The sequence below is a fragment of the Methylocystis sp. genome (assembly GCF_046349115.1).
GTDB lineage: Bacteria > Pseudomonadota > Alphaproteobacteria > Rhizobiales > Beijerinckiaceae > Methylocystis.
Window position 1 is genome coordinate 567,244 of the sequence record NZ_JAXMCX010000001.1, and the last position, 24,803, is coordinate 592,046.

Annotated in this window: 20 protein-coding genes; 7 read left to right on the top strand and 13 right to left on the bottom strand. The window is 64.3% G+C overall.

Annotation, left to right across the window (positions count from 1 at the left end; translation table 11 throughout):
* Positions 1-67 precede the first annotated feature (67 nt).
* Genes lpxD through lpxB form a run of 4 tightly spaced genes read left to right on the top strand, consistent with a single transcriptional unit; the run spans position 68 to position 3,617 of the window.
* Positions 68-1,135, top strand: a complete 1,068-nt coding sequence (gene lpxD / locus U1E20_RS02600; protein ID WP_409979026.1) for a UDP-3-O-(3-hydroxymyristoyl)glucosamine N-acyltransferase — start codon at positions 68-70, stop codon at positions 1,133-1,135.
* Between the two features lie 54 nt (positions 1,136-1,189).
* Positions 1,190-1,654 (top strand): 3-hydroxyacyl-ACP dehydratase FabZ, encoded by a 465-nt coding sequence (gene fabZ / locus U1E20_RS02605; protein WP_409979027.1) that lies wholly within the window; start codon positions 1,190-1,192, stop codon positions 1,652-1,654.
* 22 nt (positions 1,655-1,676) lie between these two features.
* Positions 1,677-2,468 (top strand): acyl-ACP--UDP-N-acetylglucosamine O-acyltransferase, encoded by a 792-nt coding sequence (lpxA, locus tag U1E20_RS02610; protein WP_409979028.1) that lies wholly within the window; start codon positions 1,677-1,679, stop codon positions 2,466-2,468.
* A gap of 6 nt (positions 2,469-2,474) precedes the next feature.
* Entirely contained in the window at positions 2,475-3,617 is a 1,143-nt protein-coding gene (lpxB, locus tag U1E20_RS02615; RefSeq protein WP_409979029.1) for a lipid-A-disaccharide synthase, read from the top strand.
* 5 nt (positions 3,618-3,622) lie between these two features.
* On the opposite strand, the gene ssb is transcribed toward lpxB, so the two are convergent.
* From ssb to U1E20_RS02635, 4 genes are all read right to left on the bottom strand, one after another.
* A complete protein-coding gene (gene ssb, locus U1E20_RS02620; protein ID WP_409979030.1) occupies positions 3,623-4,129 on the bottom strand; it encodes a single-stranded DNA-binding protein in 507 nt (168 codons plus the stop codon).
* A gap of 150 nt (positions 4,130-4,279) precedes the next feature.
* Positions 4,280-5,590, bottom strand: coding sequence for a C4-dicarboxylate transporter DctA (dctA, locus tag U1E20_RS02625; RefSeq protein ID WP_409979031.1), 1,311 nt, complete (start codon positions 5,588-5,590; stop codon positions 4,280-4,282).
* A gap of 180 nt (positions 5,591-5,770) precedes the next feature.
* Positions 5,771-6,193, bottom strand: a complete 423-nt coding sequence (locus U1E20_RS02630; protein ID WP_409979032.1) for a type II toxin-antitoxin system VapC family toxin — start codon at positions 6,191-6,193, stop codon at positions 5,771-5,773.
* Positions 6,190-6,453, bottom strand: a complete 264-nt coding sequence (locus tag U1E20_RS02635) for a hypothetical protein (RefSeq protein WP_409979033.1) — start codon at positions 6,451-6,453, stop codon at positions 6,190-6,192. The genes U1E20_RS02630 and U1E20_RS02635 overlap by 4 nt, the downstream gene beginning before the upstream one ends.
* A 239-nt stretch (positions 6,454-6,692) precedes the next feature.
* Between U1E20_RS02635 and uvrA the strand changes: the two genes are divergently transcribed.
* Positions 6,693-9,686, top strand: coding sequence for an excinuclease ABC subunit UvrA (uvrA, locus tag U1E20_RS02640; RefSeq protein ID WP_409979628.1), 2,994 nt, complete (start codon positions 6,693-6,695; stop codon positions 9,684-9,686).
* 182 nt (positions 9,687-9,868) lie between these two features.
* Here the strand turns inward: uvrA and clpA are convergent, their stop codons facing one another.
* Positions 9,869-12,313 (bottom strand): ATP-dependent Clp protease ATP-binding subunit ClpA, encoded by a 2,445-nt coding sequence (gene clpA / locus U1E20_RS02645; protein WP_409979034.1) that lies wholly within the window; start codon positions 12,311-12,313, stop codon positions 9,869-9,871.
* 9 nt (positions 12,314-12,322) lie between these two features.
* A complete protein-coding gene (gene clpS, locus U1E20_RS02650) occupies positions 12,323-12,688 on the bottom strand; it encodes an ATP-dependent Clp protease adapter ClpS (protein ID WP_409979035.1) in 366 nt (121 codons plus the stop codon).
* Positions 12,689-13,665: 977 nt separating this feature from the next.
* On the opposite strand from clpS, the gene U1E20_RS02655 reads away from it, so the two are divergent.
* The gene (locus U1E20_RS02655; protein ID WP_409979036.1) at positions 13,666-15,120 is read left to right on the top strand and encodes a DEAD/DEAH box helicase; all 1,455 of its coding nucleotides are present in this window, start codon (positions 13,666-13,668) and stop codon (positions 15,118-15,120) included.
* Here U1E20_RS02655 and U1E20_RS02660 read toward each other — a convergent pair.
* From U1E20_RS02660 to rpmG, 6 genes are all read right to left on the bottom strand, one after another.
* On the bottom strand, positions 15,101-17,545 hold the full coding sequence (locus U1E20_RS02660; RefSeq protein ID WP_409979037.1) for a multicopper oxidase domain-containing protein: 2,445 nt from the start codon (positions 17,543-17,545) through the stop codon (positions 15,101-15,103). The two genes, U1E20_RS02655 and U1E20_RS02660, sit on opposite strands and share 20 nt — an antisense overlap.
* A gap of 143 nt (positions 17,546-17,688) precedes the next feature.
* The gene (locus U1E20_RS02665) at positions 17,689-18,123 is read right to left on the bottom strand and encodes an HIT family protein (RefSeq protein WP_409979038.1); all 435 of its coding nucleotides are present in this window, start codon (positions 18,121-18,123) and stop codon (positions 17,689-17,691) included.
* Positions 18,124-18,304: 181 nt separating this feature from the next.
* Positions 18,305-19,168, bottom strand: coding sequence for a prephenate dehydratase (locus tag U1E20_RS02670; protein WP_409979039.1), 864 nt, complete (start codon positions 19,166-19,168; stop codon positions 18,305-18,307).
* Positions 19,165-19,911 (bottom strand): 3-deoxy-manno-octulosonate cytidylyltransferase, encoded by a 747-nt coding sequence (locus tag U1E20_RS02675; protein WP_409979040.1) that lies wholly within the window; start codon positions 19,909-19,911, stop codon positions 19,165-19,167. Before U1E20_RS02675 ends, U1E20_RS02670 begins: the two co-directional genes overlap by 4 nt.
* A 7-nt stretch (positions 19,912-19,918) precedes the next feature.
* The gene (locus tag U1E20_RS02680) at positions 19,919-20,332 is read right to left on the bottom strand and encodes a hypothetical protein (RefSeq protein WP_409979041.1); all 414 of its coding nucleotides are present in this window, start codon (positions 20,330-20,332) and stop codon (positions 19,919-19,921) included.
* 477 nt (positions 20,333-20,809) lie between these two features.
* Positions 20,810-20,977 carry a 50S ribosomal protein L33 gene (gene rpmG / locus U1E20_RS02685; RefSeq protein WP_036286758.1) on the bottom strand — a complete coding sequence of 56 codons (168 nt, stop codon included), beginning with the start codon at positions 20,975-20,977 and terminating at the stop codon, positions 20,810-20,812.
* A gap of 454 nt (positions 20,978-21,431) precedes the next feature.
* Between rpmG and U1E20_RS02690 the strand changes: the two genes are divergently transcribed.
* Positions 21,432-22,409 (top strand): hypothetical protein, encoded by a 978-nt coding sequence (locus U1E20_RS02690; RefSeq protein WP_409979042.1) that lies wholly within the window; start codon positions 21,432-21,434, stop codon positions 22,407-22,409.
* A gap of 9 nt (positions 22,410-22,418) precedes the next feature.
* Here the strand turns inward: U1E20_RS02690 and rnr are convergent, their stop codons facing one another.
* Positions 22,419-24,704: a ribonuclease R gene (rnr, locus tag U1E20_RS02695; RefSeq protein ID WP_409979043.1), complete on the bottom strand. Its 2,286-nt coding sequence runs from the start codon at positions 24,702-24,704 to the stop codon at positions 22,419-22,421.
* Positions 24,705-24,803: the final 99 nt, after the last annotated feature.

Here is a 24,803-nt window from a genome sequence, read left to right on the forward strand (position 1 = left end):
GTGAAAAGTTGGTTCCCGCTTTTTCGCAGCGCGCTCTAGCGCGCCTGGGCGCGCGGGATGTCCCGTCGTGAGCGCGGCGGCTTTCTTTCCCCTGGCGCGGCCAACGCCCCTGAGCGAAATCGCGCGAATCGCCGGCGCCGAAATCCGCGCCGGCTCCGGGCGCGCGCCCGATTCCGGCGAACTGGCGAACGCCCTCATCATCGGCGTCGCGCCGCTCGACTGGAGCAGGCCGGGCGATCTCTGCTTCTACGACAATCCGCGCTATCGCGCTGCGCTCTCGGAATGTCGCGCCACCGCCTGCTTCCTGCGCGAGCAGCAGCTTGCGCTGCTTCCGACATCCGTCGCCGCGCTTGTCGTCGATGATCCGCAGCGCGCCATGACGCTGGCGACGGCGCATCTCTTTCCCGACGCGCTTCGGCCCGCATCGCTGTTCCAGTCGAGCGGCGTCTCTCCAGGAGCTGTCGTCGACCCGTCGGCGCGGTTGGAGCCGGGCGTCATCGTCGATCCCGGCGCGGTGATCGGACCTGGCGCCGAAATCGGCGCCGGAACCATCATCGGTCCGCAGGCGGCGATAGGTCCCAATGTTTGCGTCGGCCGCGACTGTTCGATCGGCGCGCATGTCAGCCTCACCCATGCGCTGATCGGCGACCGCGTCGTGATTCATCCCGGCGCGCGGCTCGGACAGGATGGATTCGGCTTTGTCCCGACGCGACAGGGCTATCTGAAGACTCCGCAGATTGGCCGGGTGATCGTGCAGGACGATGTCGAGATCGGCGCCAATACGACCATCGATCGCGGCGCCTCGCGCGACACGATCATCGGCGAGGGCACGAAAATCGACAATCTCGTGCAGATCGGCCACAACGTGGTGATCGGCCGGTTTTGCGCCATCGTCGCGCAGACGGGCATCGCCGGCTCCTGCGAGATCGGCGATTTTGCCGCGCTTGGCGGGCAATCGGCTGTCGGCGGCCACCTCACGATCGGCGAAGGCGCCGCGGTCGCGGCCAAATCCGGGGTGATGCGCGATGTGCCGCCGGGAACAAGGGTCGGCGGCGCGCCGGCGCGCCCCCTACGGCGGTTCTTGCGCGGCGCGGCGCTCATCGACCGACTCGCGCGCAAGGACAAGCCGACGTAAGACTAGCTGAACATAAAAAGCGCGGCGTTGACCGCGCTTGAGAAGGAGGAAACGATGGTCGAGGCCGCGGCCGGCGCGACGCTCGAGAGCGCCGACATTTTAGAGATCATGAGTCAATTGCCGCATCGCTATCCGTTCCTGCTCGTCGATCGCATTATCGACATCCGCGGCGATGAATCCTGCGTCGGGATCAAGAACGTCACGGTGAACGAACCGCAGTTCCAGGGGCATTTTCCCGAGCGTCCGATCATGCCCGGCGTTCTCCTCGTCGAGGCGATGGCGCAGACCGCCGGCGTGATCGCCATTCGCGCGATGAACGGAGCGGACCGCGCGCGTCTCGTTTATTTCGTCACGATCGACAACGCCAAGTTCCGCAAGCCCGTGACGCCCGGCGACCGGGTTCAATTTCACATGACGAAGACCGCGCAGAAGCGCAACATCTGGTGGTATGCGGGACGGGCGACGGTGGATGGCGCGCTGGTCTGCGAGGCGCAGATCAGCGTCATGATGGGGGCGTAGGATCGCCGCGCCGGATGCGACAATGAAGGCGTCGGTTCATCCCACGAGCGTCGTCGAAGTCGGCGCGCGGCTCGGCGCTGGCGTCGTCGTCGGACCTTTCTGCCATGTCGGCGCATCGGTCGAGATCGGCGAAGGCGCGACGCTCCATTCCCATGTCGTCGTCGGCGGCCGGACTCGCATCGGCGCGCGCGCCAATATCTTCCCCTTCGCCGCGATCGGCCTGCCGTCGCAGGACATCAAGGCCGCGCTGGCGGAGGGCGCGCTGTCGATCGGCGACGACTGCGTCTTTCGAGAGGGCGTGACGATCAATGCCGGCGCCGGCGCGGGCACGCGCCTCGGCGCGCGTTGCGTCTGTCTCGCTTCTTCGCATGTCGCCCATGACTGCCGGCTCGGCGACGACGTGATATTGTCCAATCAGGTTCTGCTCGGCGGCCATGTCGAAATCGGGAATTGGGCGATGATCGGCGGCGCGACGGCGGTGCATCAGAATGTGCGCATCGGCGCGCAGGCCTTTGTCGGCGGCCTTTCCGGCGTCGAAGGCGACGTCATTCCCTTCGCCCTCGCGTCTGGCAATCGCGCCCATCTTTTCGGGCTCAATCTTGTCGGACTGAAGCGACGCGGCTTCGCCGCCGAACGCGTCGAAAAGTTGCGTCGCGCCTATCGTCAGCTCTTTGCGCGAAACGACGCGCTTGTGCTGAGCGAACGTCTCGACATCCTGTCGCGGGAATGCGCCGGCGACGCGGATGTGGCGGCGATCGTCGAATTCATGCGCGCACCCTCGATGCGCCCGCTATGCGCGCCTCCCGCGCGCTGAGAAACCATGATGGCGCGGCGCATCTTTCTTATCGCGGGCGAAGCCTCCGGCGATCAGCTTGGCGCGGCGCTGATGCGCGCCTTACGCGCCGCTGCTCCTCAGGTCGAATTCGCCGGCGTCGGCGGCGAGGCGATGACGCAAGAAGGACTGGCGTCGCTGTTTCCGCTTGAAGATATCGCGGTGATGGGGCTTGTTCCGGTCCTGGCGCGACTGCCGCGCCTCGCGCGGCGCATCGACGAAACGGCGCGCGCGATCATCGAACAGGGGCCGGACTGTCTCGTCATCATCGACGCGCCGGATTTCACCCATCGCGTCGCGCGCCGGGTCCGCGCCGTAAGATCCGGACTGCCGATCGTCGATTACGTCAGCCCGACGGTCTGGGCGTGGCGGCCGGGCCGGGCGCGTGCGATGCGCGACTATGTCGATTGTGTATTGGCGCTGCTGCCCTTCGAGCCGCAGGCGCATGCGCGGCTTGGCGGACCAAGATGCGTCTATGTCGGCCATCCGCTCGTCGAGCGGCTCGACGAATTGACGCCCCATTCTCGCGACCGCGGCGGCGCGCGATATCTGCTCGTGCTGCCCGGATCGCGCCTCGCCGAAGTGCGGCGCATGGCGCCGATTTACGGAGAGACGCTCGAACTTCTGTTGCGCGAACGCGCCGATTTCGACGTCGTCGTTCCCGTCGCGCCGGGCATGGAGCGGATTTTGCGCCGTGAATTGCAGGACTGGCCGGTCACGCCGCGACTCATCGGTCAGGCGGAAAAATTCGCCGCCTTTCGCGCGGCGCGCGCCGCGCTCGTCACCTCCGGCGTCGCGACGCTGGAACTGGCGCTCGCCGAGGCGCCGATGGCGGTCGCCTATCGAGTCTCCCGGGCTGAATCGCTGTTGCGCTTTCTCGTCAATGTCGACTCGATCGTGCTGCCCAATCTCGTTCTCGGCGAGAATGTCGTGCCCGAATTCCTGCAGCGGCAGGCGACGCCGCGGGCGCTTGCGGAGGCGTTAAGGCCGTTGCTGGAGGAGAGCGCCGCGCGCGACGCGCAGCTCGCCGCATTCGAGCGGGTGCGCGCGCGCCTGCTTAAAGCGGGCCGATCGCCAAGCGCCAGCGCGGCGGACATCGTCCTGGAATATGCCTCGCGCCGTCGCGCGTAAGGCGATCAGAACGGAATGTCGTCGTCGAGCTGGTCGGAGAGCTTGCCGGCCGGAGCAGGGCGCCGCTCGCCAGGACCGCGCTCCATCGGCGAGGAGCGGCCGAACGACCCGCCGTTCTGGCCGTAGCCGCTGTCGTAATCGCCCTCGCCGCGTCCGCCGCCCTTGCTGTCGAGCAGCGTCAACTCGCCGCGAAACCGCTGCAGCACCACTTCGGTCGCCTTGCGCTGATTGCCGTCCTTGTCGGTATATTCGCGCGTCTGCAACTGGCCTTCGAGATAGATTTTCGAACCCTTGCGGCAGTATTGCTCGGCGATCTTGCCCAGATTCTCATTGAAGATCGAAATATTGTGCCATTCGGTGCGGTCCTTGCGCTCGCCGGTGTTCTTGTCGCGCCAGGACTCGGTCGTCGCCACCGAGAAGGAGACGACGCGATCGCCCGAGGGAAGCGTGCGCACCTCGGGATCGCGGCCGAGATTGCCGATCAATATGACCTTGTTGACGCTGCCCGCCATGACCCTCTCCGCTCGCTCGTTACGCCGCACTCTAGTGCAAAGGCCGGCTGGTCTGGCGCGCCGGCGCGCCTTGTCCACAGATGATGTGCCTTCGCGGCGCCAATGTTCTTTTTTTGTTCTAGCACTCGCCCGCGCCAGACGCAAGCGGCGTCACTCCGTGGCGACCGCCGTCGCCAGATCGGAAGGATCGATGCGGCGGGCGAGGCCGCTTTCGAGCTGCGTGCGGTCGAGTTCGCCCTCCCAATGGGCGACGACGATCGCCGCGACGCCATTGCCGATAAAATTGGTCAGCGCCCGGCATTCGCTCATGAATTTGTCGACCCCGAGCACCAGCGACATGCCCGGCGCGAGTTGCGGATCGACGGCGGAAAGCGTCGCGGCGAGCGTGATGAATCCGGCACCAGAAACGCCGCTCGCGCCCTTCGAGGTCAGCATGGCGACGACGAGGATCGTCGCCTGATGGGAGAGGTCGAGCTCGACGCCCATGGCGCGGGCGATGAACAGTGTGGTCAGCGTCATATAGATGTTGGTGCCGTCGAGATTGAAGGAATAGCCGGTCGGCACCACGAGTCCGACGACCGATTGCGAACAGCCGAGCCGCTGCAGCTTTTCCATCAACGCGGGCAGGGCGCTTTCGGAAGATGAGGTGCCGAGCACGATCAGCAGCTCGTCGCGCAAATATTGGAGCAGGCGGAAGATGCTGAAGCCGGCGACGCGGGCGATCAGGCCAAGGACAAGGACGACGAACAGCGCGGCGGTGAGATAAAAGGCGCCGATGAGCCCCATGAGCGAATAAAGCGCGGCCGAGCCATATTTCGCGACCGTGTAGGCCATGGCGCCGAAGGCGCCGATCGGCGCGGCTTTCATGATGATGGCGATGACGCCGAACATGGCGTGGCCGGCGTCGTCGATGAAGACGCGCAGCGCGCGGCCGCGCTCGCCGAGCGTCAACAGCGCGAAGCCGAAGAGCAGCGAGAACAGCAGAACCTGTAGAATGTCGCCCTTGGCGAAAGCGCCGAGCGCGCTTTCCGGGATGATGTCGAGAAGAAATTCGACGGCGCCGCGCTTCTCGGCGAGCGCGGTATATTTGGCGATCGCCGAAGGGTCGGGCTTGCCGGCGAAACCCGCGCCGATCTGCCAAAGATTGCCGACGATGAGGCCGAGCGCGAGGGCGAAAGTCGAGACGATTTCGAAATAGACGAGCGCCTTGAGCCCGACGCGCCCGACCTTGCGCGCATCCTCGATATGGGCGACGCCGGAGACGACGGTGCAGAAAATGATCGGCGCGATCGCCATTTTGATCAACTTGACGAAGCCGTCGCCGAGCGCCTTCACCCAGTCCTGCGCGGCGGCCTGCGGCTCAAGCCACCCAAACAGCGCGCCAAGCGCGATCGCCGCGAGCACCTGGAAATAGAGGCGCCGATAGAGGGGTTTGCGGGAGGGAGAGGGACTGGCGGTCATGAGTATGTTGGCGCCTGCCGCGCGTAATGGGAACAACGCATAGTTCAGTATCACCTTTCGCGTCCAAAATGCCCGTCGTTGCGAGCGAAGCGAAGCAAGCCGTTGTCCCCCGCCGCCTTTGGATTGCTTCGTCGGCTGCGCCTCCTCGCAATGACGGCGGGGGATTTCGCGGGCGTATCGCTAGCGCGCTTCGAACGGATTGACGACGGCAACGTCCAACTCGGCGAAATCGGCGACATTGCGCGTCGCGAGCGTCATCGCGTGAGCGGATGCGATGCTCGCGACCATCGCGTCCATGACCGCGAGCGGCCTGCCGAGCGCTTTGCGCTTCGCGCGCAGCCTTGCGAAGGCATGCGCCGCGCGCTGATCGAAGGGGAGGATGCGGCCGACGAAAATTTCATCTTCGATCGTCTCGCAAGCCTTGGTCAGCGCCTCCTTCTTGCGTTCATCGGGCAACAGCGCCAGGCCGAAACGAAGCTCGGCGACGATCGGCGCGCCGATGAAAAAGTCGAGTTCGGCGTATGAATCCATCCAGCGCCGGACATTGGCGTCGCCGGTCGGCTTGATCATTTCGGAGACGATATTCGTATCGAGCAGGATCATTCGAAATCCGGCGGCGCCCGGTCGCCTGGATCGCGCGGCTGAACGAAATCGTCGGTCCAATCCTCTTCCCGAACGAGGCCTTTGAGCCGCGTTCCAAGCCCTCCGGCGCCTCGAGCGCCGCCAAGCCGGAAAGATTGAGTTAAGGCGCGTTCGAGCAGCGACTTCGCTTCGCTCGAAATGCTGCGCTTGTGACCATGCGCCAAATCCTCGATCTGGCGCTTCATTTCCGGGGGAATGTCTCGTAACAAAATGTCGGGCATGTCGGCTCCTTGATATCAAAGATATCAGCGGTGCTCGCCGGAGCAAGGCCAAAATTTTTTGCTTCGGAGCGATGGACCGCTCAGCTGCGAAGCGATCCGGCGCGGCGGAGCCCAATGGATTTATCTTTTGGCGCGTGGCATTTGCCTTGCTCAGCGCCTAAATAGGCGCTTCCACTGTCTCCTTCCGGCCTTTTTGAATGGCGAGCATCAAGCAAAAGGACGCGCGTGCGGGCGCCTCGATGACGCGCGGCGCCGACGCCAACACGATCTCCATCCGCGGCGCGCGCGAACATAATCTCAAAAATGTCGATCTGACGATTCCGCGCGACAGGCTTGTGGTGTTCACCGGCCTGTCCGGCTCGGGCAAGTCGTCGCTCGCCTTCGACACGATCTATGCCGAAGGCCAGCGCCGCTATGTCGAGTCGCTTTCCGCCTATGCCCGGCAATTTCTGGAGATGATGCAAAAGCCCGACGTCGATCAGATTGACGGGCTCTCGCCGGCGATCTCGATCGAACAGAAAACGACGTCGAAAAATCCGCGATCGACCGTCGGCACCGTCACCGAGATTCATGATTATATGCGTCTGCTCTGGGCGCGCGTCGGCGTGCCCTATTCGCCGGCGACCGGCCTGCCGATCGAGAGCCAGACCGTCTCGCAAATGGTCGATCGCGTGCTGGCGCTGCCTCAAGGATCGCGTCTCTATCTGCTCGCGCCGGTCGTGCGCGGCCGCAAGGGCGAATACAAAAAAGAGATCGCCGAATTTACCAGGAAGGGCTTTCAGCGCCTCAAGATCGACGGCGCCTATTATGAGATCGCCGACGCGCCGGCGCTCGACAAGAAGTTGAAGCATGACATCGATGTGGTCGTCGATCGCATCGTCGTGCGCCCCGACATCAGCGCGCGCCTCGCCGACAGTTTCGAGACGGCGTTGGAGTTGTCGGGCGGGCTGGCGGTGGTGGAGTTCGCGGATCGGCAGTCGGCAATCGGCAGTGGGCAGTCAGGGAATGACGGCCGACTGCCGATTGCTGATCTGCCCACCGCCGCCGCCGCGAATGTCTCGACGCATTACGCGCCCGACCACATCGTCTTCTCCTCCAAATTCGCCTGTCCGGTGTCGGGCTTCACCATCCCGGAAATCGAGCCGCGGCTGTTTTCCTTCAACAATCCTTTCGGCGCCTGTCCGACTTGCGGCGGCATCGGCCATGAGCAGAAGGTCGACGCCGATCTCGTCGCGCCCAATCCGAAGCTGACCTTGCGCAAGGGCGCGATCGCGCCCTGGGCGAAATCGACGTCGCCCTATTATCAGCAGACGCTGGAGGCGCTCGGCAGGCATTACAAATTTCGGCTCGATGCGACCTGGGAGTCGCTTTCCGACAAAGCGCGGAACGTCATTCTCTACGGCTCCGGCGACGAAGAGGTGCGCTTTTCCTATGACGACGGCTTTCGCGCCTATGACGTAAAGAAGCCCTTCGAAGGCGTCATCATCAATCTCGAACGGCGCTATCTCGAAACCGACAGCGAATGGGCGCGCGAAGAGATCGGCCGCTATATGTCGGCGACGCCCTGTCTCGCCTGCGAAGGCTTTCGCTTAAAGCCCGAGGCGCTCGCGGTGAAAATCGCCGGCAAACATATCGGTGAAGTCTCCGAACTTTCCGTGCGCGCCGCGCTCGACTGGTTTCGCGCGCTGCCCGATAAGCTCGACAAGAAGCGCAATGAAATCGCCTTTCGCATCTTGAAGGAAATTCGCGACCGGCTGACTTTTCTCGTCGATGTCGGTCTCGACTATCTGACGCTCTCGCGTAATTCGGGTTCGCTGTCGGGCGGCGAAAGCCAGCGCATTCGGCTTGCCTCGCAGATCGGCTCGGGACTGACCGGCGTTCTCTATGTGCTCGACGAGCCGTCGATCGGTCTGCATCAGCGCGACAATGACCGGCTGCTTGATACGCTGCGGCGCCTCCGCAATCTCGGCAACAGCGTCATCGTCGTCGAACATGACGAGGACGCGATCCTCGCGGCCGATTATGTCGTCGATGTCGGCCCCGGCGCCGGCATTCACGGCGGCAGGATCGTCGCGCAGGGCGCGCCGCAGGAAATCATGGATAATCCGGCGTCGCTCACCGGCAAATATCTAACCGGTGAGAAGCAGGTGATCCTGCGCCATAAATTGCGCAAGCCGACGGCCGGCCGCTGGCTCAAGCTGTTTGGCGCGCGCGGCAACAATCTTAAGAACGTGACCGCGGAAGTGCCGCTCGGCCTCTTCACCTGCGTGACCGGCGTATCGGGCGGCGGCAAGTCGACGCTGATCATCGAAACGCTCTACAAGGCGGTGGCGCGGCGGCTCTCCGGCGCGCATGAGCATCCGGCGCCTTTCGACCGTCTCGAAGGCTTAGAGCAGATCGACAAGATCATCGACATCGACCAGTCGCCGATCGGACGCACGCCGCGCTCGAATCCCGCGACCTACACCGGCGCCTTCACGCCGATTCGCGAATGGTTCGCCGGCCTGCCCGAGGCGAAGGCGCGCGGCTATGCGCCGGGCCGCTTCTCCTTCAACGTCAAGGGCGGGCGCTGCGAGGCCTGTCAGGGCGACGGCGTCATCAAGATCGAAATGCATTTCCTGCCCGACGTCTATGTCACCTGCGACGTGTGCAAGGGCAAGCGCTACGATCGCGAGACGCTGGAAGTGAAATATCGCGAGAAATCCATCGCCGACGTGCTCGACATGACGGTCGAGGAAGCGGCGAATCTGTTCAAGGCGGCGCCGTCGATCCGCGACAAGATGGAGACGTTAAAGCGCGTCGGCCTCGACTATATCCATGTCGGCCAGCAGGCGACGACGCTCTCCGGCGGCGAGGCGCAGCGCGTCAAGCTCTCCAAGGAATTGTCGCGCCGTTCGACCGGCCGCACGCTCTATATTCTCGACGAGCCGACGACGGGGCTGCATTTCCACGATGTCGCCAAGCTGCTCGAAGTGCTGCATGAGTTGGTCGAGCAGGGCAATACCGTCGTGGTGATCGAGCATAATCTCGAAGTCATCAAGACCGCGGACTGGATCATCGACATGGGGCCTGAGGGCGGCGACGGCGGCGGCGAAATCGTCGCGGCGGGGGCGCCATCGGAAATCATCAAAGAGAAGCGCAGCCACACCGGCCGCTATCTCGCGCAAGCGATGGCGCGACGGCCGGCGGCGGAGCCTTCGGCGCCGAAAGCGAAAAAAGTTCGATCGCGCTAAACCCCAGGCCCCTCACCTCACCTCTCCCCGCTTTCGCGGGGAGAGGGGATATCAGCGTGAGCCTTTGGCGACGTGGGGAACGCATGATTTTTTCGTGCGGCCCCCGCCGCCGCCTCTCCCCGCTTGCGGGGAGAGGTGAGGTGAGGGGCTTGGGGATTTGCCGGAAAGCGTGACGTCGCGCGTCAGTTCTTCATCGACGCCGGCCGCGCGTCGGAATCCGCTTCCGAATTGTCGGCAAGCGACGCATTGCCCGCCGGTTCCTGGCCCTCCGCGCTCGCGCGCTTCTTGCCGGCTTCAAGGATGTCGCGCTCCGGCCGCGGGAGCACCGGCCCTTCCGGGAAGACGAAGCCGAGCGATTTCGTCCCGCTGTCGTCGCCGACGACGACGACGCGCACCGCGCCGCCGTTCTTGAGACGGCCGAACAGCACCTCGTCGGCGAGCGGCGTCTTGATGTGCTGGTGAATGACCCGCGACATCGGCCGCGCGCCCATGGCTTCGTCATAGCCGTGTTCGACCAGCCAGTCGCGCGCCTCGTCGGTGAGTTCGATGGTGACGTTGCGGTCGGCGAGCTGCGCTTCGAGCTGCATGATGAATTTGTCGACGACGCGCTTGATCACGTCGACCGGCAGATGGCCGAAGGGCACGATCGCGTCGAGACGGTTGCGAAACTCCGGCGCGAAGAGCCGGTTGATCGCCTCGCTGTCGTCGAGATCGCGCCGGCTGCGGGTGAAGCCGATCGGCGTGCGCGCCAGATCTTGCGCGCCGGCGTTCGTCGTCATGATCAGGATGGTGTTGCGGAAATCGATGGTCTTGCCGTTGTGGTCGGTCAGCTTGCCGTGATCCATGACCTGCAGCAGGATGTTGTAGAGATCGGGATGCGCCTTCTCGATTTCGTCGAGCAGCAGCACGCAATGCGGATGCTGGTCGATGGCGTCGGTCAGAAGGCCGCCCTGATCGAAGCCGACATAGCCGGGAGGCGCGCCGATCAGTCGGCTGACGGTGTGACGCTCCATATATTCCGACATGTCGAATCGAATGAGCTCGATGCCGAGCGAGGTCGCGAGCTGACGCGCGGCCTCGGTCTTGCCGACGCCGGTCGGCCCCGAGAAGAGATAGCAGCCGATCGGCTTCTCCTGGTCGCGCAGGCCGGCGCGGGCGAGCTTGATCGCCGAGGTCAGCGCCGAGATCGCCTTGTCCTGTCCATAGACGACCCGCCGCAGCGTCTCGTCGAGATGGGCGAGAACCTCGGCGTCGTCCTTGGAGACGGTCTTCGGCGGCACGCGCGCCATCGTCGCGATCGTCGATTCGATCTCCTTTAGGCCGATCGTCTTCTTGCGCTTGTTCTCCGACAGCAGCATTTGCGCCGCGCCGGTTTCGTCGATCACGTCGATCGCCTTGTCCGGCAGCTTGCGGTCATGAATGTAGCGGGCCGAGAGCTCCACCGCCGCTTTCAACGCGTCATTGGTGTAGCGGATTTTGTGGAACTCCTCGAAATAGGGCTTGAGGCCCTTCATGATTTCGATGGCGTCGGGGATCGAGGGCTCGTTCACGTCGATTTTCTGAAAGCGGCGGACAAGCGCGCGATCCTTCTCGAAATACTGGCGATATTCCTTGTAGGTGGTCGAGCCGATGCAGCGCAGAACGCCTTGCGCCAGCGCCGGCTTCAGCAGATTCGAGGCGTCCATGGCGCCGCCGGAGGTAGCGCCGGCGCCGATCACCGTGTGAATTTCGTCGATGAACAGAATCGCGTTCTTGTGATTCTCGATTTCCTTGACGACCTGTTTCAGGCGCTCTTCGAAATCGCCGCGATAGCGCGTTCCGGCGAGCAGCGCGCCCATGTCGAGCGCGAAGACGGTCGCGCCGGAAAGAACGTCGGGCACTTCGCCCGAAACGATTTTGCGGGCGAGGCCTTCGGCGATCGCGGTCTTGCCGACGCCGGGGTCGCCGACGAGCAGCGGATTGTTCTTCTGCCGGCGACACAGCACCTGGATCGTGCGCAGCACTTCCGGCTCGCGGCCGATCAGCGGGTCGATGCGGCCGTCGCGCGCCTTTTTGTTGAGGTTGACGCAATAGGCTTCGAGCGCGCCTTCCTTCTTGCGGCTTTCGCCGTCGCGGCCCTCGCGGCCCTCGCTGCGCTCGCCGTCGTCCTCGACCCCTCGCGGGGTGCGGCTCGCGTCCGAAAGGCCGGGACGCTTGGCGATGCCGTGGCTGATGAAATTGACCGCGTCGTAGCGCGTCATGTCCTGCTCCTGCAGGAAGTAGACGGCGTGGCTTTCGCGCTCGGCGAACAGCGCGACGAGAACATTGGCGCCGCTCACGTCCTCGCGGCCGGAAGACTGAACGCTGATGATCGCCCGCTGCACGACCCGCTGAAAGCCGGCGGTCGGCTTGCATTCGTCGGCGTCGTCATTGACCAGATTGTCGAGCTCGCGATCGATATAGTCGCGCAGATTCTTGGTCAGCACGTCGAGATCGACGGAACAGGCGCGCAGGACGGCCGAAGCGTCAACGTCCTCCACGAGACTGAGCAGAAGATGTTCGAGCGTCGCATATTCATGGCGCCGCTCGCGGGCGGAGGCGAGCGCCCGGTCGAGTGTCTGCTTGAGATTGCGCGAGAAGGTCGGCATGCGCTCGTCCTATTTCTTTTCCATGATGCATTGCAGAGGATGCTGATGCTTCCTTGCAAAATCCATGACCTGGGTGACTTTGGTCTCAGCGACCTCGTAAGTGTAGACGCCGCATTCGCCGACGCCATGATTATGGACGTGGAGCATGATGCGCGTGGCCTCCTCCACCGACTTATTGAAATATTTGCGTAAAACGATCACCACGAACTCCTGTGTGGTGTAATCGTCGTTCAGCAGCAGCACCCGATACATATTGGGCTTGCGCGTCTGAGGACGCGTTCTTGTGACGAGCGCGGTGCCGGCGCCGGGACCAACGTCCGATCCCCTGCGCGGCTCCTTCGCCGCGCGAGGCGCGTGACGAATGTTCGCCGTCAAAAGAGTTAATTCCTCCGCAGCCACGTCCTTACCCTTTCGGTCCTTTCCATGTAGGTCGGCACGCTGGTTCTTTTAGTGTCGCCTCGCAGAATCCGGGCCACTTCCATGGTGAGGTAAATCAAGAACATTGTCAGTTTTGAGCTTTCGCCGCGGCTTTGCAAGAGGCTGTGCGACGAGCGGCCCGCGCGCCCGGCCCCGGCAAATCGTCAACCAAAAATTTACCTTCGCCGGACTAGCGTCTTTACCGCCAACCCTCAGGCTCATAAGTGCGTCCAATGGGCGAGCACAGCCGCATAAGCCAACATCGCGTCGGATTGCCGGCGGGCACATGGAGTCTTGCGGCGCTGTCGGTCGCTGCTTGTTTGTGCAGCGTGCTTGGCGCGAAACTGCTCTCAAATATGTTCGATCCGCCTGACGCGCCGGCCCCGGCCCGCTTTTCCCGGGGCGCCGCGGCCAATCTACCGGTTCTGGCGAGATCGGCGCCGCAAGTCGAGGCGCCGGCGCCTAACGTTCGTGGGCGCGCCGATGTGGATTATCTGACGACAGGAACGATTCAAGACAGAATGATGAGGCGTCCCGCTCTGGCGCCCTGCGGCGAAGCCGGCGAATCGGCCGACCGATAAATCGTCCTGCCAAAGGCGGAATCGGCTAAACGCAGATGACGCATTCGCTTCCCAAGCGTCGAGCGTGCGTTGCGTGAAAAACCGGCGCCCACATTTTTACGCAAGCCGCGCTGCAGCCATTTTTCGAAGGAACCCTGGCGGGCGACGCCGGATTTGCACATATATTCATTGACAATCCGGCGATTGCCCTTAAAGCATTGCCGTGGCTATCGCCCGCGCTTCTTTGCGGCGGACTGTAGGCGGGCCGGATAGCCGTCGCGGCGGCGCCGAAATTTCTCTCATACTCGCGCGCGCTGTTTACGGCTGGCGCGCAAGCGGACACTCCGCGTTCGTGAGCCGTAATCAGGATAATTGATGACATTCGAGGAACTGGGCCTTTCCCAAAAGGTTCTCCAAGCCGTCCAAGCATCCGGCTACACAACCCCGACGCCGATCCAGGCGCAGGCCATTCCACCCGCCCTGCAGGGGCGCGACATTCTCGGCATCGCCCAAACGGGCACCGGCAAGACCGCCGCCTTTACCCTGCCGATGCTGAGCCGTCTTGAAAGCGGCCGCGCCCGCGCCAGAGTGCCGCGCACGCTCATTCTGGAGCCAACGCGCGAACTTGCCGCGCAGGTTGAAGAAAGCTTCGCCAAATATGGCAAGAACCATCGGCTGAATGTCGCGCTGCTGATCGGCGGCGTCTCCTTCGGCGATCAGGAAGCCAAGATCATGCGCGGCGCCGACGTGCTGATCGCGACACCGGGCCGCCTGCTCGACTTTTTCGATCGCGGCAAGCTACTGCTGACCGGAATCGAGATTCTCGTCATCGACGAGGCGGACCGCATGCTCGACATGGGCTTCATCCCCGACATCGAGCGCGTCTGCAAACTGGTGCCGTTCACGCGCCAGACGCTGTTCTTCTCAGCGACGATGCCGCCGGAGATCACCCGGCTGACCGAAGCTTTCCTGCACAATCCGATCCGTTGCGAAGTGTCGCGCGCCGCGACGACCGCCACCACGATCCGGCAGGCGCTCATCGCTTCGCGCGGCCATGCCGACAAGCGCGAGACGCTGCGCAATCTCATTCGCGGCGCCGAAAACTTCAAGAACGCGATCATCTTCTGCAACCGCAAGCGCGACGTTGCGATCCTCCATCGGTCGCTCGTCAAGCACGGCTTTTCCGCCGGCGCGCTGCATGGCGACATGGATCAGCTGGCGCGAATGGCGTCGCTCGACGCCTTCAAGAATGGCGACGTGGCGCTGATCGTCTGTTCGGACGTGGCGGCGCGCGGCCTCGATATTCCGGACGTGAGCCATGTGTTCAATTTCGACGTCCCGACTCATAGCGAAGATTATGTGCATCGGATCGGCCGCACCGGTCGCGCCGGTCGCTCAGGCGTCGCCCTGACGATCGTCACCGAAGACGACATGAAATATGTCGATCAGATTCAGAGCCTGATCGGCAAGGCGATCGACTGGGAGGGGCCGGGCTTCGACGCTCTGCCGCCGCCGATGGAGACGAGCCGCCCGCAAGAGCGCCGCGGCGAGCGCGGCGAGCGCCCCTCGCGGTCGTCGCGCGGTCGCCGGCCGGCGGCCGCCGAGCGCGACGCGCCGGTCAGCATGGGCCGGCCGCGCGGCGGGCGCCCGAGGCCGGACGAGGACAGATTCCGTTCACCCCCAGCCTGTGCGGCGCAGAGCGAGCGCCGCGAGCGCCGGCCGCGTCGTCACGAGGACGATGGGCCGCCGGTCGTCGGGCTCGGCGACCATGTGCCGTCCTTCCTGCTGCGCCCGGTGGCGCTCAAACCGGCTAAGGTCGGCGAGGAATAGCGCCGGAGGCCTTGCGGCCCTTCCGATGCCCGTCGGCGGCGTCCGCCGTGGACGCGTCGGATGCGGGAAATGTCGCTGCGGCGCGCGGCGCGTCCCGCTCTTCCACCTGCAGTAGAGACATCATGCCCTTATCCTCATGTTCGAGGATATGGCAGTGGAAGACGAAACGCCCGAGCTGATCCGGCCCGAAGGCGACGCGCAGCAATATGCGGGCGCCGGGCGGCAGCGGAAAATTGTCATGCAGGGCCGTGCGGCTCGCGAGCTTTCGAGGGTCCCGGTCGCCGAGACACTGGTCCTGCGACTCTCCCGTAGCGCCGCGCACCACGTCGCTCGCCGCCACCTCGAATTTCGTCTGATGAATGTGAAAATTGTGACATTCGTGGCTGTCGTTGACGAGCAGCCAATATTCCGGTCGATCCGACCGCCAGGAATGAACCAGCGGCGCGCCGATCGGGTCCGGCTGGCCGTCGTGGGGCATGGGGAAACGCGGATAGTAGAATTCGAACGTCTTTCCTGACGCATCCTCGATCGCCTTGCTCTGACAATCGTCGCGCAGATTGACGCGCGCAAGTTTGCGGCTTCCGGCGTTTCTATCGAGCAATTCCAATATCTGAACAGGTCTTCCGGTCGTCCCGTCATGCAGGCGAAAATTCTCGACGTGAAGGCCGAAGCGCTCCTCGCCATCGGTGAACTGGTCGGAATTGTTGAAGCGCACAAGACGCACGACGTTGCCGTATTTGGAGAAGCTTCGCGCCTCCACCGGATAATGCGTGTGGGCGGCATCGCAATTCTGCGCGACGCCAGCCCCCAATTGAGGCGTGCGCCCTTCTGCGGGCATCGCCTGCGAGCCGCCCGACTCCATCGGCGAAGGCGCCAAATCCGCCAGGCTGTAACCTGCGCTATGCAGCCAGGGCGCGGCCGCCGCCTGAGCGCGACCGGCGACCGGCGCATGCCGCGGCAATGCCCCCGGCGCGGCGATGACGCGCGCGAGCTCCACCGGCGGCCATATGTCGGCGGCGTCAATCGTGTCGCCCACTGCGACGCCCGCAGTCACAAGCTTTGCTTCGATCTGGCGATCGGCTGCGAGGCAGCCGTCTTTCGCAGAAGCGGCGCCTTGTGCGCCCGTGCAACGCGGCACGTAAACCTCGGCGCGCGCGCTAGGCATCAGGGTAAGCTCTTGCGTCCTCTGTCCGTTCGCGCCGCCGGAATCGAGCGGGACGCCGTCGCGCGACAGGAGCGCCAGCGTCAGACAGCGATGTTGCGCAGCTTCGTTCATATCCGCCCGCGAGCCGGGGCACAGCGGCGCGTTCTTATCCTTTGTCTCGACGCGCAGACGGTAGGTGACGTCGGCGCTCATATTGGCCACGCGCCAAATCTGCACGGAGCCGGGCGGAGCGGTGACAGTCGGGTAGACTTCGCCAGCGACCGTGAAAATCCACTGCCGTTTTGGATCCGTCCAGCAGCCGCCCGGCGCGGCGGTCCCGCCCGAGGCGACAACGAGCTGGGCTTGTCGCTGCAGCTCCGGCGGCGCGGCCGGGTCCAAGGTCACCGCGCCGCAACGGTCCTTTTGGTAGTCGGCCGGATCGTGCAGCCGCCAATCGCCTTTGTCGTCCTGATCGATCTGGAGATCTTTCAATCCGATAAATCGAACGTCGGCGGCCCGTTCGAGCGCGCGTTCGCGGCGCTGCGCGGCGAGCGAGCCGCAAGGCGACGCGCCTGCAGGCGGCGCGCCGTCGCCGGCCCAGCACTCGAAATAGGCATAGTCCCAGATGTCGCCGATCGTCAGCAGGCCCGAGAGGCCTGCAAGCACCTGTGGCTCAGCGACGCCATGCACGTGCGGATGAAACCAGAACAGACCGGAGGGGTGGTTTGGCGGAATGACGTCCCGGTAGCGAAGCGGTTGCGCCTCCTTGACGGAGGCGGGAGCTTCCGTTTGCGGCTTGCAAGGATCGGCCTTCGCAAGTTCGTCCTGGGAGGGCGGATGATTGCGCGCCTCGCCATTGACCAGAATGCAGTCGCCATAAAGCGGTCGCGAACCGCTTTCGCCGAACCCCACGCCTTGCGGCGAGATCGACAGTCCATGCGTGTGAAGATTGGTTTCCTCAGGGAGCTTGGTGAAGAAATCAATGGTCAGAGTGCGACCGCGCGCCGCGGCGATAACCGGCGGCATCAGCGCCGGCGGCGCGGCCGCCGACATGCCAGGCCCGCGCAGCTTGTATACGTAGAGTCCCTTGATCAGGCCTTTGCCGGGTACGTCGACATCAGCCACGTCGGCGGTGAGAGTCATGAGACTTGAATTGTCGTCGAGTTGCGCGCCAGTCTGCTGGTCGCCCGCCGATACATGCGTCGGCGCCGCCAAGAAAATCGCGGCGGCGACGAGGCCAGGCGCAAACGCCCTAAATCGATGAACAGCAAAAAAATTCATGCTCGCCTCCAAATTCGTGCGACTGCGCTCAATGATTCAAAATTAACGCATAATTCCCTACGCCGCAAAAAACACAGCGTCGCAGGCGCCTTCCAAAAAGCGGGCCTTGAGCGAAAAGCTTCGCCGTTTTCGGACGTCCAGTCTTATGCCGCGAACGGCTCCATCGCGTCGCGAATTTGCTTCGCCTGTTCGGCGAGCTTGGCGTCGTCGGCCATGGTGCCCGGCGGTCGCAAGGCGACGTCGTTCCAGCGCGGCAGCAGGTGGAAATGCAGGTGATAGATCACCTGGCCGCCGGCGCTTTCATTGAACTGATGCAGGGTCAGCCCGTCGGCGTCGAAGGCCTTCTCGACCGCCTTTGCGACATGCTGCACGCGCTTCATCAATTCGCTGAGCGTCTGCGGCGAAACGTCGAGCAGTCCGCGCGCGCCTTCCTTAGGGATTACCAGAACATGGCCTTCCGCGCGCGGCATGATGTCCATGAACGCCAGCGCGACGTCGTCCTCAAAGACCTTATGCGCGGGGATTTCGCCGCGCAGAATCTTGCCGAAGATATTGTTCGGATCATAGACGACGGCCATGGACTGTTCCCTTCGAGCGACGGCTCCTTACTATCGATTTGGCCGTTCCAACGTGCGCCAGCGTCGCATCGGACGCCGCTACTGGCGCGACGCTCATGGCGCGAACGGATATCGTCGGGCGACGATGGTCCCGTTCCCGCTGCAGAAGGCTGGCAAGAAAAGCAATTGCCGCTGCGGCCTGTCAATCCCCAAAGGCGAAGGCGCGGATATTGGTGAGGCGGAAATCGCTCGCCGGATAGACGCCGAGAATTTCGACTTCCTTGGAAAAAAACTGCAGTTCCTCGAGGGCGCGCGCCATCGCCGGTTGTTCGGGATGTCCATCGGCGTCGGCGAGAAAGCGCGTCGCGGCGAATTCGCCGTCGACCATGTAGCTTTCGAGCTTGGTCATGTTGACGCCATTCGTGGCGAAGCCGCCGAGCGCCTTGTAGAGCGCGGCCGGCACGTTGCGCACACGGAAGATGAAGGTGGTGATAGTTGCGCCGGCGTTCGGCGCCGCCCATTCTCGCGTCTTCGACAGCACGATGAAGCGGGTGGTGTTGTGCGCCTCATCCTCGATGTTCTCGGCGAGCACGTCGAGATCGTAAATTTCGGCGGCGAGTCGCGGCGCGATTGCCGCTTTGGCCGGATCGCCCCATTCGGCGATTTCGCGCGCGGCGCCGGCGGTGTCGCCCGCCGTATGCGCCTCGAGCCCGAAGTTGCGAATGGCGCGGCGGCATTGGCCGAGCGCATGGACATGGCTGTAGACGCTTCTGAGCCCCTGCCGCGTCGCGCCTCTAGGCGCCATCAGATGAAAATGGATCGGCAGAAAGCGTTCGCCGACGATATGCAGCCCGGAATGCGGCAGGAAATGATGGATGTCCGCCACCCGCCCGGCGATCGAATTTTCGATCGGGATCATGCCGAGCGCGGCGCGCCCCTCGGTCACCGCCGCGAAGGCGTCCTCGAAACTCGCGCAGGGGAGCGGCGTCAGATGCGGATAGGCCTCACGGCAGATGAGGTCGGAATTCGCGCCTGGCTCTCCCTGATAGGCGATATATTGCGTCACTTTGCATCCTGTTCGCGCGCTGCGGCGCGCAGCGCGCTCAAATCGCGTTCCGTATCCACCGATGGGGCGGCTTTGTCCAGCAGCGCGGCGTCGATGCGCATGCCGGCCTCGAGCGCGCGCAGTTGTTCGAGCCGCTCGCGCAATTCGAGCGGGGAGGGCGGCAGCGCGACGAAGCGCTCCAGCGCCGCGCGGCGAAAAGCGTAGACGCCGATGTGTTTTAAGCGCGGGCCCTCGCCGAAGGGCGCGGCCGTCCTGGTGAAGTATAGCGCGCGCAGCCGATGGGGCGCGAGCGACGTTCCGACGAGCTTCACGACATTGGGATCGTCCACTTCTTCGGGGCGCGCCGGACAGGCGAGCGTGCCGATGTCGACGCTGGGGTCGTCGAGCAGGGCGAGCGCCGCTGCTAGCGCGCCGTCGGGCAGGAAGGGCTGGTCGCCCTGCAGATTGACGACGGCGCCATGGCGCCCTTGCGGGTCGAGCGTGCGCACCGCCTCGCCGAGGCGATCGCTGCCGCAGTGATGAGCGCCGCCAGTGAGCGCGGCCTGCCCGCCGACATCCTCGATCGCGCGCACGATTTCCGGCGCGTCGGTCGCGACCACGACAGGTCCGATTGCTGCGGCGCAGGCCCGCGCCCAGACATGAACGATCATCGGTCGGCCGTCGATGTCGGCGAGCGCCTTGCCGGGCAGACGCGTCGAACCTAGACGCGCCGGAATGACGACGATCGGCGCGAGCGCCGGCATGGCGGCGTCAGTAGGCGTTGTTGTCCTCGGCCATCCAGCCCTTTTCGCTCTTCACGAAATGCAGCGTGCCTTCGCTCGTATGCACTTCGCTCTTGGCGAAGGTCCGGTCGTCGTCGAGGCCCAGAAACGCGCATTTTCCGCGTTCGCGCTCATCGGCGCATTTGGCTTCGAAGCCTTCGGGAAATTGTATTTCGGCCTCATACATCAATTCATAGGCGTCGATATTTTCGCGCTTTACTTCGCGGCCCTGCACCTTCTTGAAAGAGACGAGCTTGGCGTCCACGCCGTTCTTTTCGAGCAGGCTGCGCAATACCTTCGCGCCGGTGGCGTCCCCGGGCATATGCTCGCCGCAAGCGGAAAGCGCCAAGGCGACCGAGAGGCCAGCCGCGAGTCCCAGAACAAAGCGAAATCCAGATGCCATCTACTCCTCCCGCGCGGCGCTGATTGCGGCGCGTTATTGTTTGTTGTGTTGGCGCGCAAACGCTTCACATTTCCCTAGCTGTGAAAATTCATATCAGATAGTTGCATTTTTGTGCAGCCGGAGTAACGTGACTAAGCCAAATGAGTTGCGCGTCTGGCGGCGTCGAAGGGCCTTAAAAGAAGACCCATGGCGTGCGTAAGCGTTCGATGCGTATTCGGCACAACTTTGAATACCCTGCGGAGTGCTCAGGTCCGCCGCATCTCCTGGGTCCGTGGGGTTGGCCGACTGGCGGTGGTTGGAGTGGCCTCCTTGAAGCCATCGTCAGTCGGCCGCCTTCCCCGAAGCGGTCGCTCTCCCAGCGAAAAATTCTCTGAAGCCAATCAGAATGAAAAAGCGCGGCTGAGGCCGCGCTTGTCTTGCCCGATCGGCTGCGTTGAAAGCTTGACGCGGACGACGGCTTGACGCGCCCGTCCGCGCTTACTTGATCTTCGTTTCCTTGAATTCGACGTGCTTGCGCGCGACCGGATCATATTTCTTGAAGACCAGCTTTTCCGTCTTGGTGCGGGCGTTTTTCTTGGTCACGTAGAAATAGCCCGTATCCGCCGTGGACAGGAGCTTGATCTTGATCATGGCGGACTTGGCCATCGTTCGTTCCGTCTATCAGAGAAAAGAAATCGTCCCGGACGCTGGGCGCGCCGGGAGCGAATTGGCCGGCAACATACGTGCGGCGCGGGCGATGTCAAGGAGGCGCGCCAGGCGACGATCGATACCGGCGAGCGACGGTCGCCCCAGTTCATCGCTGCTCTCGCCGCTACGATCCTCGCCGCCATGCGCCTGCCGCGACGCATTCGCCGCCGCGTAATCGCCCGGCGCAGGCGGAAAGGAACCGGCAAAGAACAGCCATAATTTTGTTAGTTAATCTCAAGAGCACGGCGTATGTCAGGAAGAACTCCTGGCAATCGCACGGCGACACTTGGGCGGGGCGGAATATTTTGTAAGAAGCCGAGGCTCTCATTCTGTGTTGAGAGCATGGTCGGCATGGATCGACGTGAAGAAAGTCTTATCAAGTCTTCACGCCTACGCGCCGGGAGTCGACAGTATGAGCGTAACACTCGAAAAGCGACGTAAAGTCGCTGAGTTAGAGAACTTCGAAAAGCGGATACTCCAAGAGAAACAACGCCTGTTACGCGAGCTGGAAAGCCTGGAGAGGCCGTTTCGCAAGGCGCGGTCGGCGGGCTGGACCAGAGGTTTTTCAAGCGACGCCGCCGGCGCGCCGGGCGCGCTCTACGGCGCAGGATTATCGAGAGCGCCGGCCTGGTTCTACATCGTCGCCGCGATCATCCTGTTTGGCGGCGGCGTTCTGGCGGCCCATTTCGCCTGGAGAGGCGCGCCCGCGCCCCACGCCGATGGCGCGACGCTGCGACAGGCCGAAACGCCGACGACGCCCGCGCGGATCGAGCCATCGACGCCGGCGCCAGAGAACGAGACTGCGCAATCCGCCGACGCCTCGTCATCGTCGGCGGCATCCGTCAGCGTCGCGCCGGTCGTGGTCGCGCCTCCCGCGCCGCCGATATCCGACTCCAACGATCTGAAGCAGCGGCTGCTGGAGGCGCAGTCCGCGGCGGCACCCTTGCCCGAGCCGTTGCCGCCGCCGCTCCCCAAAGCGCAAACGCCTGACCCTGCGCCGGCCCAGGAGGCAGGGCCAGTGACGGCGCTCGATGAAACGCAGCCACACGTCGGCGTCGAGCGCGCGGCGCCGGCCGAGGCCGCAGAGCCGACGGAATCGCCGCGCGCGGTCGCACGCCGGACCGAGGAAAAGCAGGCCGTCGAGGGCCGCCGCACGCAATGTCTCGTCAAGGTCGACGGAAGCGTTCTCTTCGATCGCGGCTGCACGCTGCGCCAGCCCGGCCGCTCGACTTTCACATTCGACGCGGGGGGAGACGACGTCGTTTTGACGCTCGAACGCGGACGGACCTGGACGGCGAGCCTCGGCGGCCGCAGCCTCGGGAAGGTCTATCGCTCCGGGAACTGCTGGGGCAGGCGCCGCGACGTCTACATCTGCGCGAAAGGCGCGTGACGCGCGGCGCTATCGCTTCTTCTTGGCGCGCGACGGCGGGCGGCGATCCTTCGTTTTCGCGCCCGCTCGCGGCGGGGCGCGGCGTTCGCCGCCGCTCACCACCTCGAAGCGCAGGGCGCCGGCGATTGGCGCCGCTTCGATGAGCCGCACCTCGATCACATCCGCGAGGCGATAGCTGACGCCCGAGCGCGAGGTCAGCGCATGCGCGGCCTCGTCATAGGCGTAATATTCGCGGCCCAAGGTCGCCGCCGGCACGAAACCGTCGGCGCCGGTTTCGGCGAGTCGCACGAAGAGCCCGGATTTCGTCACGCCGGAAATGCGCGCTGAAAAGCGCGCGCCGATCTGGTCGGCGAGATGATGCGCGATCAGCCGATCGACGGTCTCGCGCTCCGCCGCCATGGCGCGTCGTTCGGCCGCCGAGATGCGCGCCGCGATCTCGGCAAGTTCGCCGGCCGGCATGTCGGGCAGCGCGCCTTCGCCAAGCTTCAAGGCGCGAATGAGCGCGCGATGGACGATCAGATCGGCGTAGCGGCGAATGGGCGAGGTGAAATGCGCGTAGCGCCGCAGATTGAGTCCGAAATGCCCGTAATTCTCATGCGTATATTCCGCCTGCGCCTGAGTGCGCAGAATGATCTCATTGACGATGTTCTCATGCTCCAGGCCTTTCACGCGATCGAGGATCACGTTGAAATGCGCGGCCCGCAGCGTCTGGCCCTTGGCGAGCTTGACGCCGATCGTCGCGAGAAATTCCGACAGCGCCGACACCTTCTCGCGCGAAGGTTCGTCATGGGCGCGATAGATCAGCTGCTGGCGATGCTGCTCCAAAGTCTCGGCGGCGGCGACATTGGCGAGAATCATGAATTCTTCGATCAGCCGATGCGCTTCGAGTCGCGGCGGAATGATCACGCGATCGAAGGAGCCGTCCTTGTTGAGAAGAATTTTGCGCTCGGGCAGATCGAGATCGAGCGGCGCGCGCAGATTGCGGGCGTGCCGCAGCGCCTCATGCGCGGCGTAGAGCGGCTTGAGCACGCAGGCGAGCAGCGGCTTCGTGGCTTCATCCGTGCGGCCCTCGATCGCGTCCTGCGCCTGCGCATAGGCGAGCTTGGCGTGCGAACGCATCATCACGCGGTGGAACTTGTGATCGATCTTCCTGCCCTTGCTGGTGACGCGCATGCGCACGGCGAGCGCCGGCCGGTCTTCATTGGGGCGCAAAGAGCAAAGATCGTTAGAGATGCGCTCGGGCAGCATCGGCACGACGCGGTCGGGGAAATAGACGGAATTGCCGCGCTCCAAGGCGTCGCGGTCGAGCGCCGAACGCGGCGTCACATAATGCGCCACGTCGGCGATCGCGACAGTGATGACGAAGCCTCCGTCATTATCCGGCGCGTCGTCCGGCGCGGCGTGCACCGCGTCGTCATGGTCCTTGGCGTCGGGCGGATCGATGGTGATAAGCGGCAGGTCGCGCCAGTCTTCGCGTCCGTGCAGGGACGCGGGTTGCGCGCGCGCGGCCTCCGCCGTCGCCTCTACGCGAAACACGTCGGGAATGTCATGCGCGCGCAGCGCGATCAGGCTCACCGCTTTTTCGCCGGTCACCGAGCCGAGCGTTTCGCGCACGCGGGCGCGCGGCGCGCCAAAGCGCGTCTTGCCGATGAGATCGACCGAGACGAGATCGCCGTGCCTGCCTTGGCCAAAGTCGGCGGCGGCGACGGCGAGTTCGCGTCCCGCCTGTTTCTTGTCGATCGGCTCGATGCGGCCGGCGCCATTCGCTTCGATGCGCAGCACGCCGAGCACGCGGTGGCGCTGGCGCGACAAAAGTTTAACGACGCGCCCGACATAGGGCGGCTCGTTCGGCCCGGCGTCGCGATCGGTCTCGGCGCGAACGAGCGCGCGGTCGCCGACGCCGGGCAAGGGCTCGCCCGGCCTTGCGCGGCGCGGCGCATGGATGCGAATGCGCGGCGCCGGGCCCAGTTCGTCTTCGTCCCATTCGACCGGGGCGGCGATCATCTCGCCGTCGCGGTCGCGCGCGACGATGTCGACAAGCGCGACCGGCGGCAGCGCGCCCTTGCGGGTCACCCGCCGGCCGCGCTTTTCCAGAACGCCTTCCTCGGCGAGTTCGGCGAGCATGCGCTTAACTGCGATGCGGTCGTCGCCGGTAAGGCCGAAGGCGCGGGCGATTTCGCGCAGGCCGATCTTGCGCGGGCCGCCTGCCTCGGTTTCGCGGGCGATGAAGGCGAGAATGTCTTCGCGAGAGGGCGCGTGTTTTTCTCTATCTTTTTTGGCCAAAGGCTCGCTCAACAGGGGCGATGTGACTCTGGATTCCCGATCGCGCGCTTGGCGCGCGTCGGGAATGACCTCCGTGAGGTCGACCGGATTCGTTGTCAAACATATAGGAAG

Excerpts from the sequence above, each read along its gene's own strand:
- fabZ (WP_409979027.1), top strand. The coding sequence starts at position 1,190 with ATGGTCGAGGCCGCGGCCGGCGCGACGCTCGAGAGCGCCGACATTTTA.
- lpxA (WP_409979028.1), top strand. The coding sequence starts at position 1,677 with ATGAAGGCGTCGGTTCATCCCACGAGCGTCGTCGAAGTCGGCGCGCGG.
- lpxB (WP_409979029.1), top strand. The coding sequence starts at position 2,475 with ATGATGGCGCGGCGCATCTTTCTTATCGCGGGCGAAGCCTCCGGCGAT.
- ssb (WP_409979030.1), bottom strand. The coding sequence starts at position 4,129 with ATGGCGGGCAGCGTCAACAAGGTCATATTGATCGGCAATCTCGGCCGC.
- dctA (WP_409979031.1), bottom strand. The coding sequence starts at position 5,590 with ATGACCGCCAGTCCCTCTCCCTCCCGCAAACCCCTCTATCGGCGCCTC.
- U1E20_RS02630 (WP_409979032.1), bottom strand. The coding sequence starts at position 6,193 with ATGATCCTGCTCGATACGAATATCGTCTCCGAAATGATCAAGCCGACC.
- U1E20_RS02635 (WP_409979033.1), bottom strand. The coding sequence starts at position 6,453 with ATGCCCGACATTTTGTTACGAGACATTCCCCCGGAAATGAAGCGCCAG.
- uvrA (WP_409979628.1), top strand. The coding sequence starts at position 6,693 with ATGACGCGCGGCGCCGACGCCAACACGATCTCCATCCGCGGCGCGCGC.
- clpA (WP_409979034.1), bottom strand. The coding sequence starts at position 12,313 with ATGCCGACCTTCTCGCGCAATCTCAAGCAGACACTCGACCGGGCGCTC.
- U1E20_RS02655 (WP_409979036.1), top strand. The coding sequence starts at position 13,666 with ATGACATTCGAGGAACTGGGCCTTTCCCAAAAGGTTCTCCAAGCCGTC.
- U1E20_RS02660 (WP_409979037.1), bottom strand. The coding sequence starts at position 17,545 with ATGAATTTTTTTGCTGTTCATCGATTTAGGGCGTTTGCGCCTGGCCTC.
- U1E20_RS02665 (WP_409979038.1), bottom strand. The coding sequence starts at position 18,123 with ATGGCCGTCGTCTATGATCCGAACAATATCTTCGGCAAGATTCTGCGC.
- U1E20_RS02675 (WP_409979040.1), bottom strand. The coding sequence starts at position 19,911 with ATGCCGGCGCTCGCGCCGATCGTCGTCATTCCGGCGCGTCTAGGTTCG.
- U1E20_RS02680 (WP_409979041.1), bottom strand. The coding sequence starts at position 20,332 with ATGGCATCTGGATTTCGCTTTGTTCTGGGACTCGCGGCTGGCCTCTCG.
- rpmG (WP_036286758.1), bottom strand. The coding sequence starts at position 20,977 with ATGGCCAAGTCCGCCATGATCAAGATCAAGCTCCTGTCCACGGCGGAT.
- U1E20_RS02690 (WP_409979042.1), top strand. The coding sequence starts at position 21,432 with ATGAGCGTAACACTCGAAAAGCGACGTAAAGTCGCTGAGTTAGAGAAC.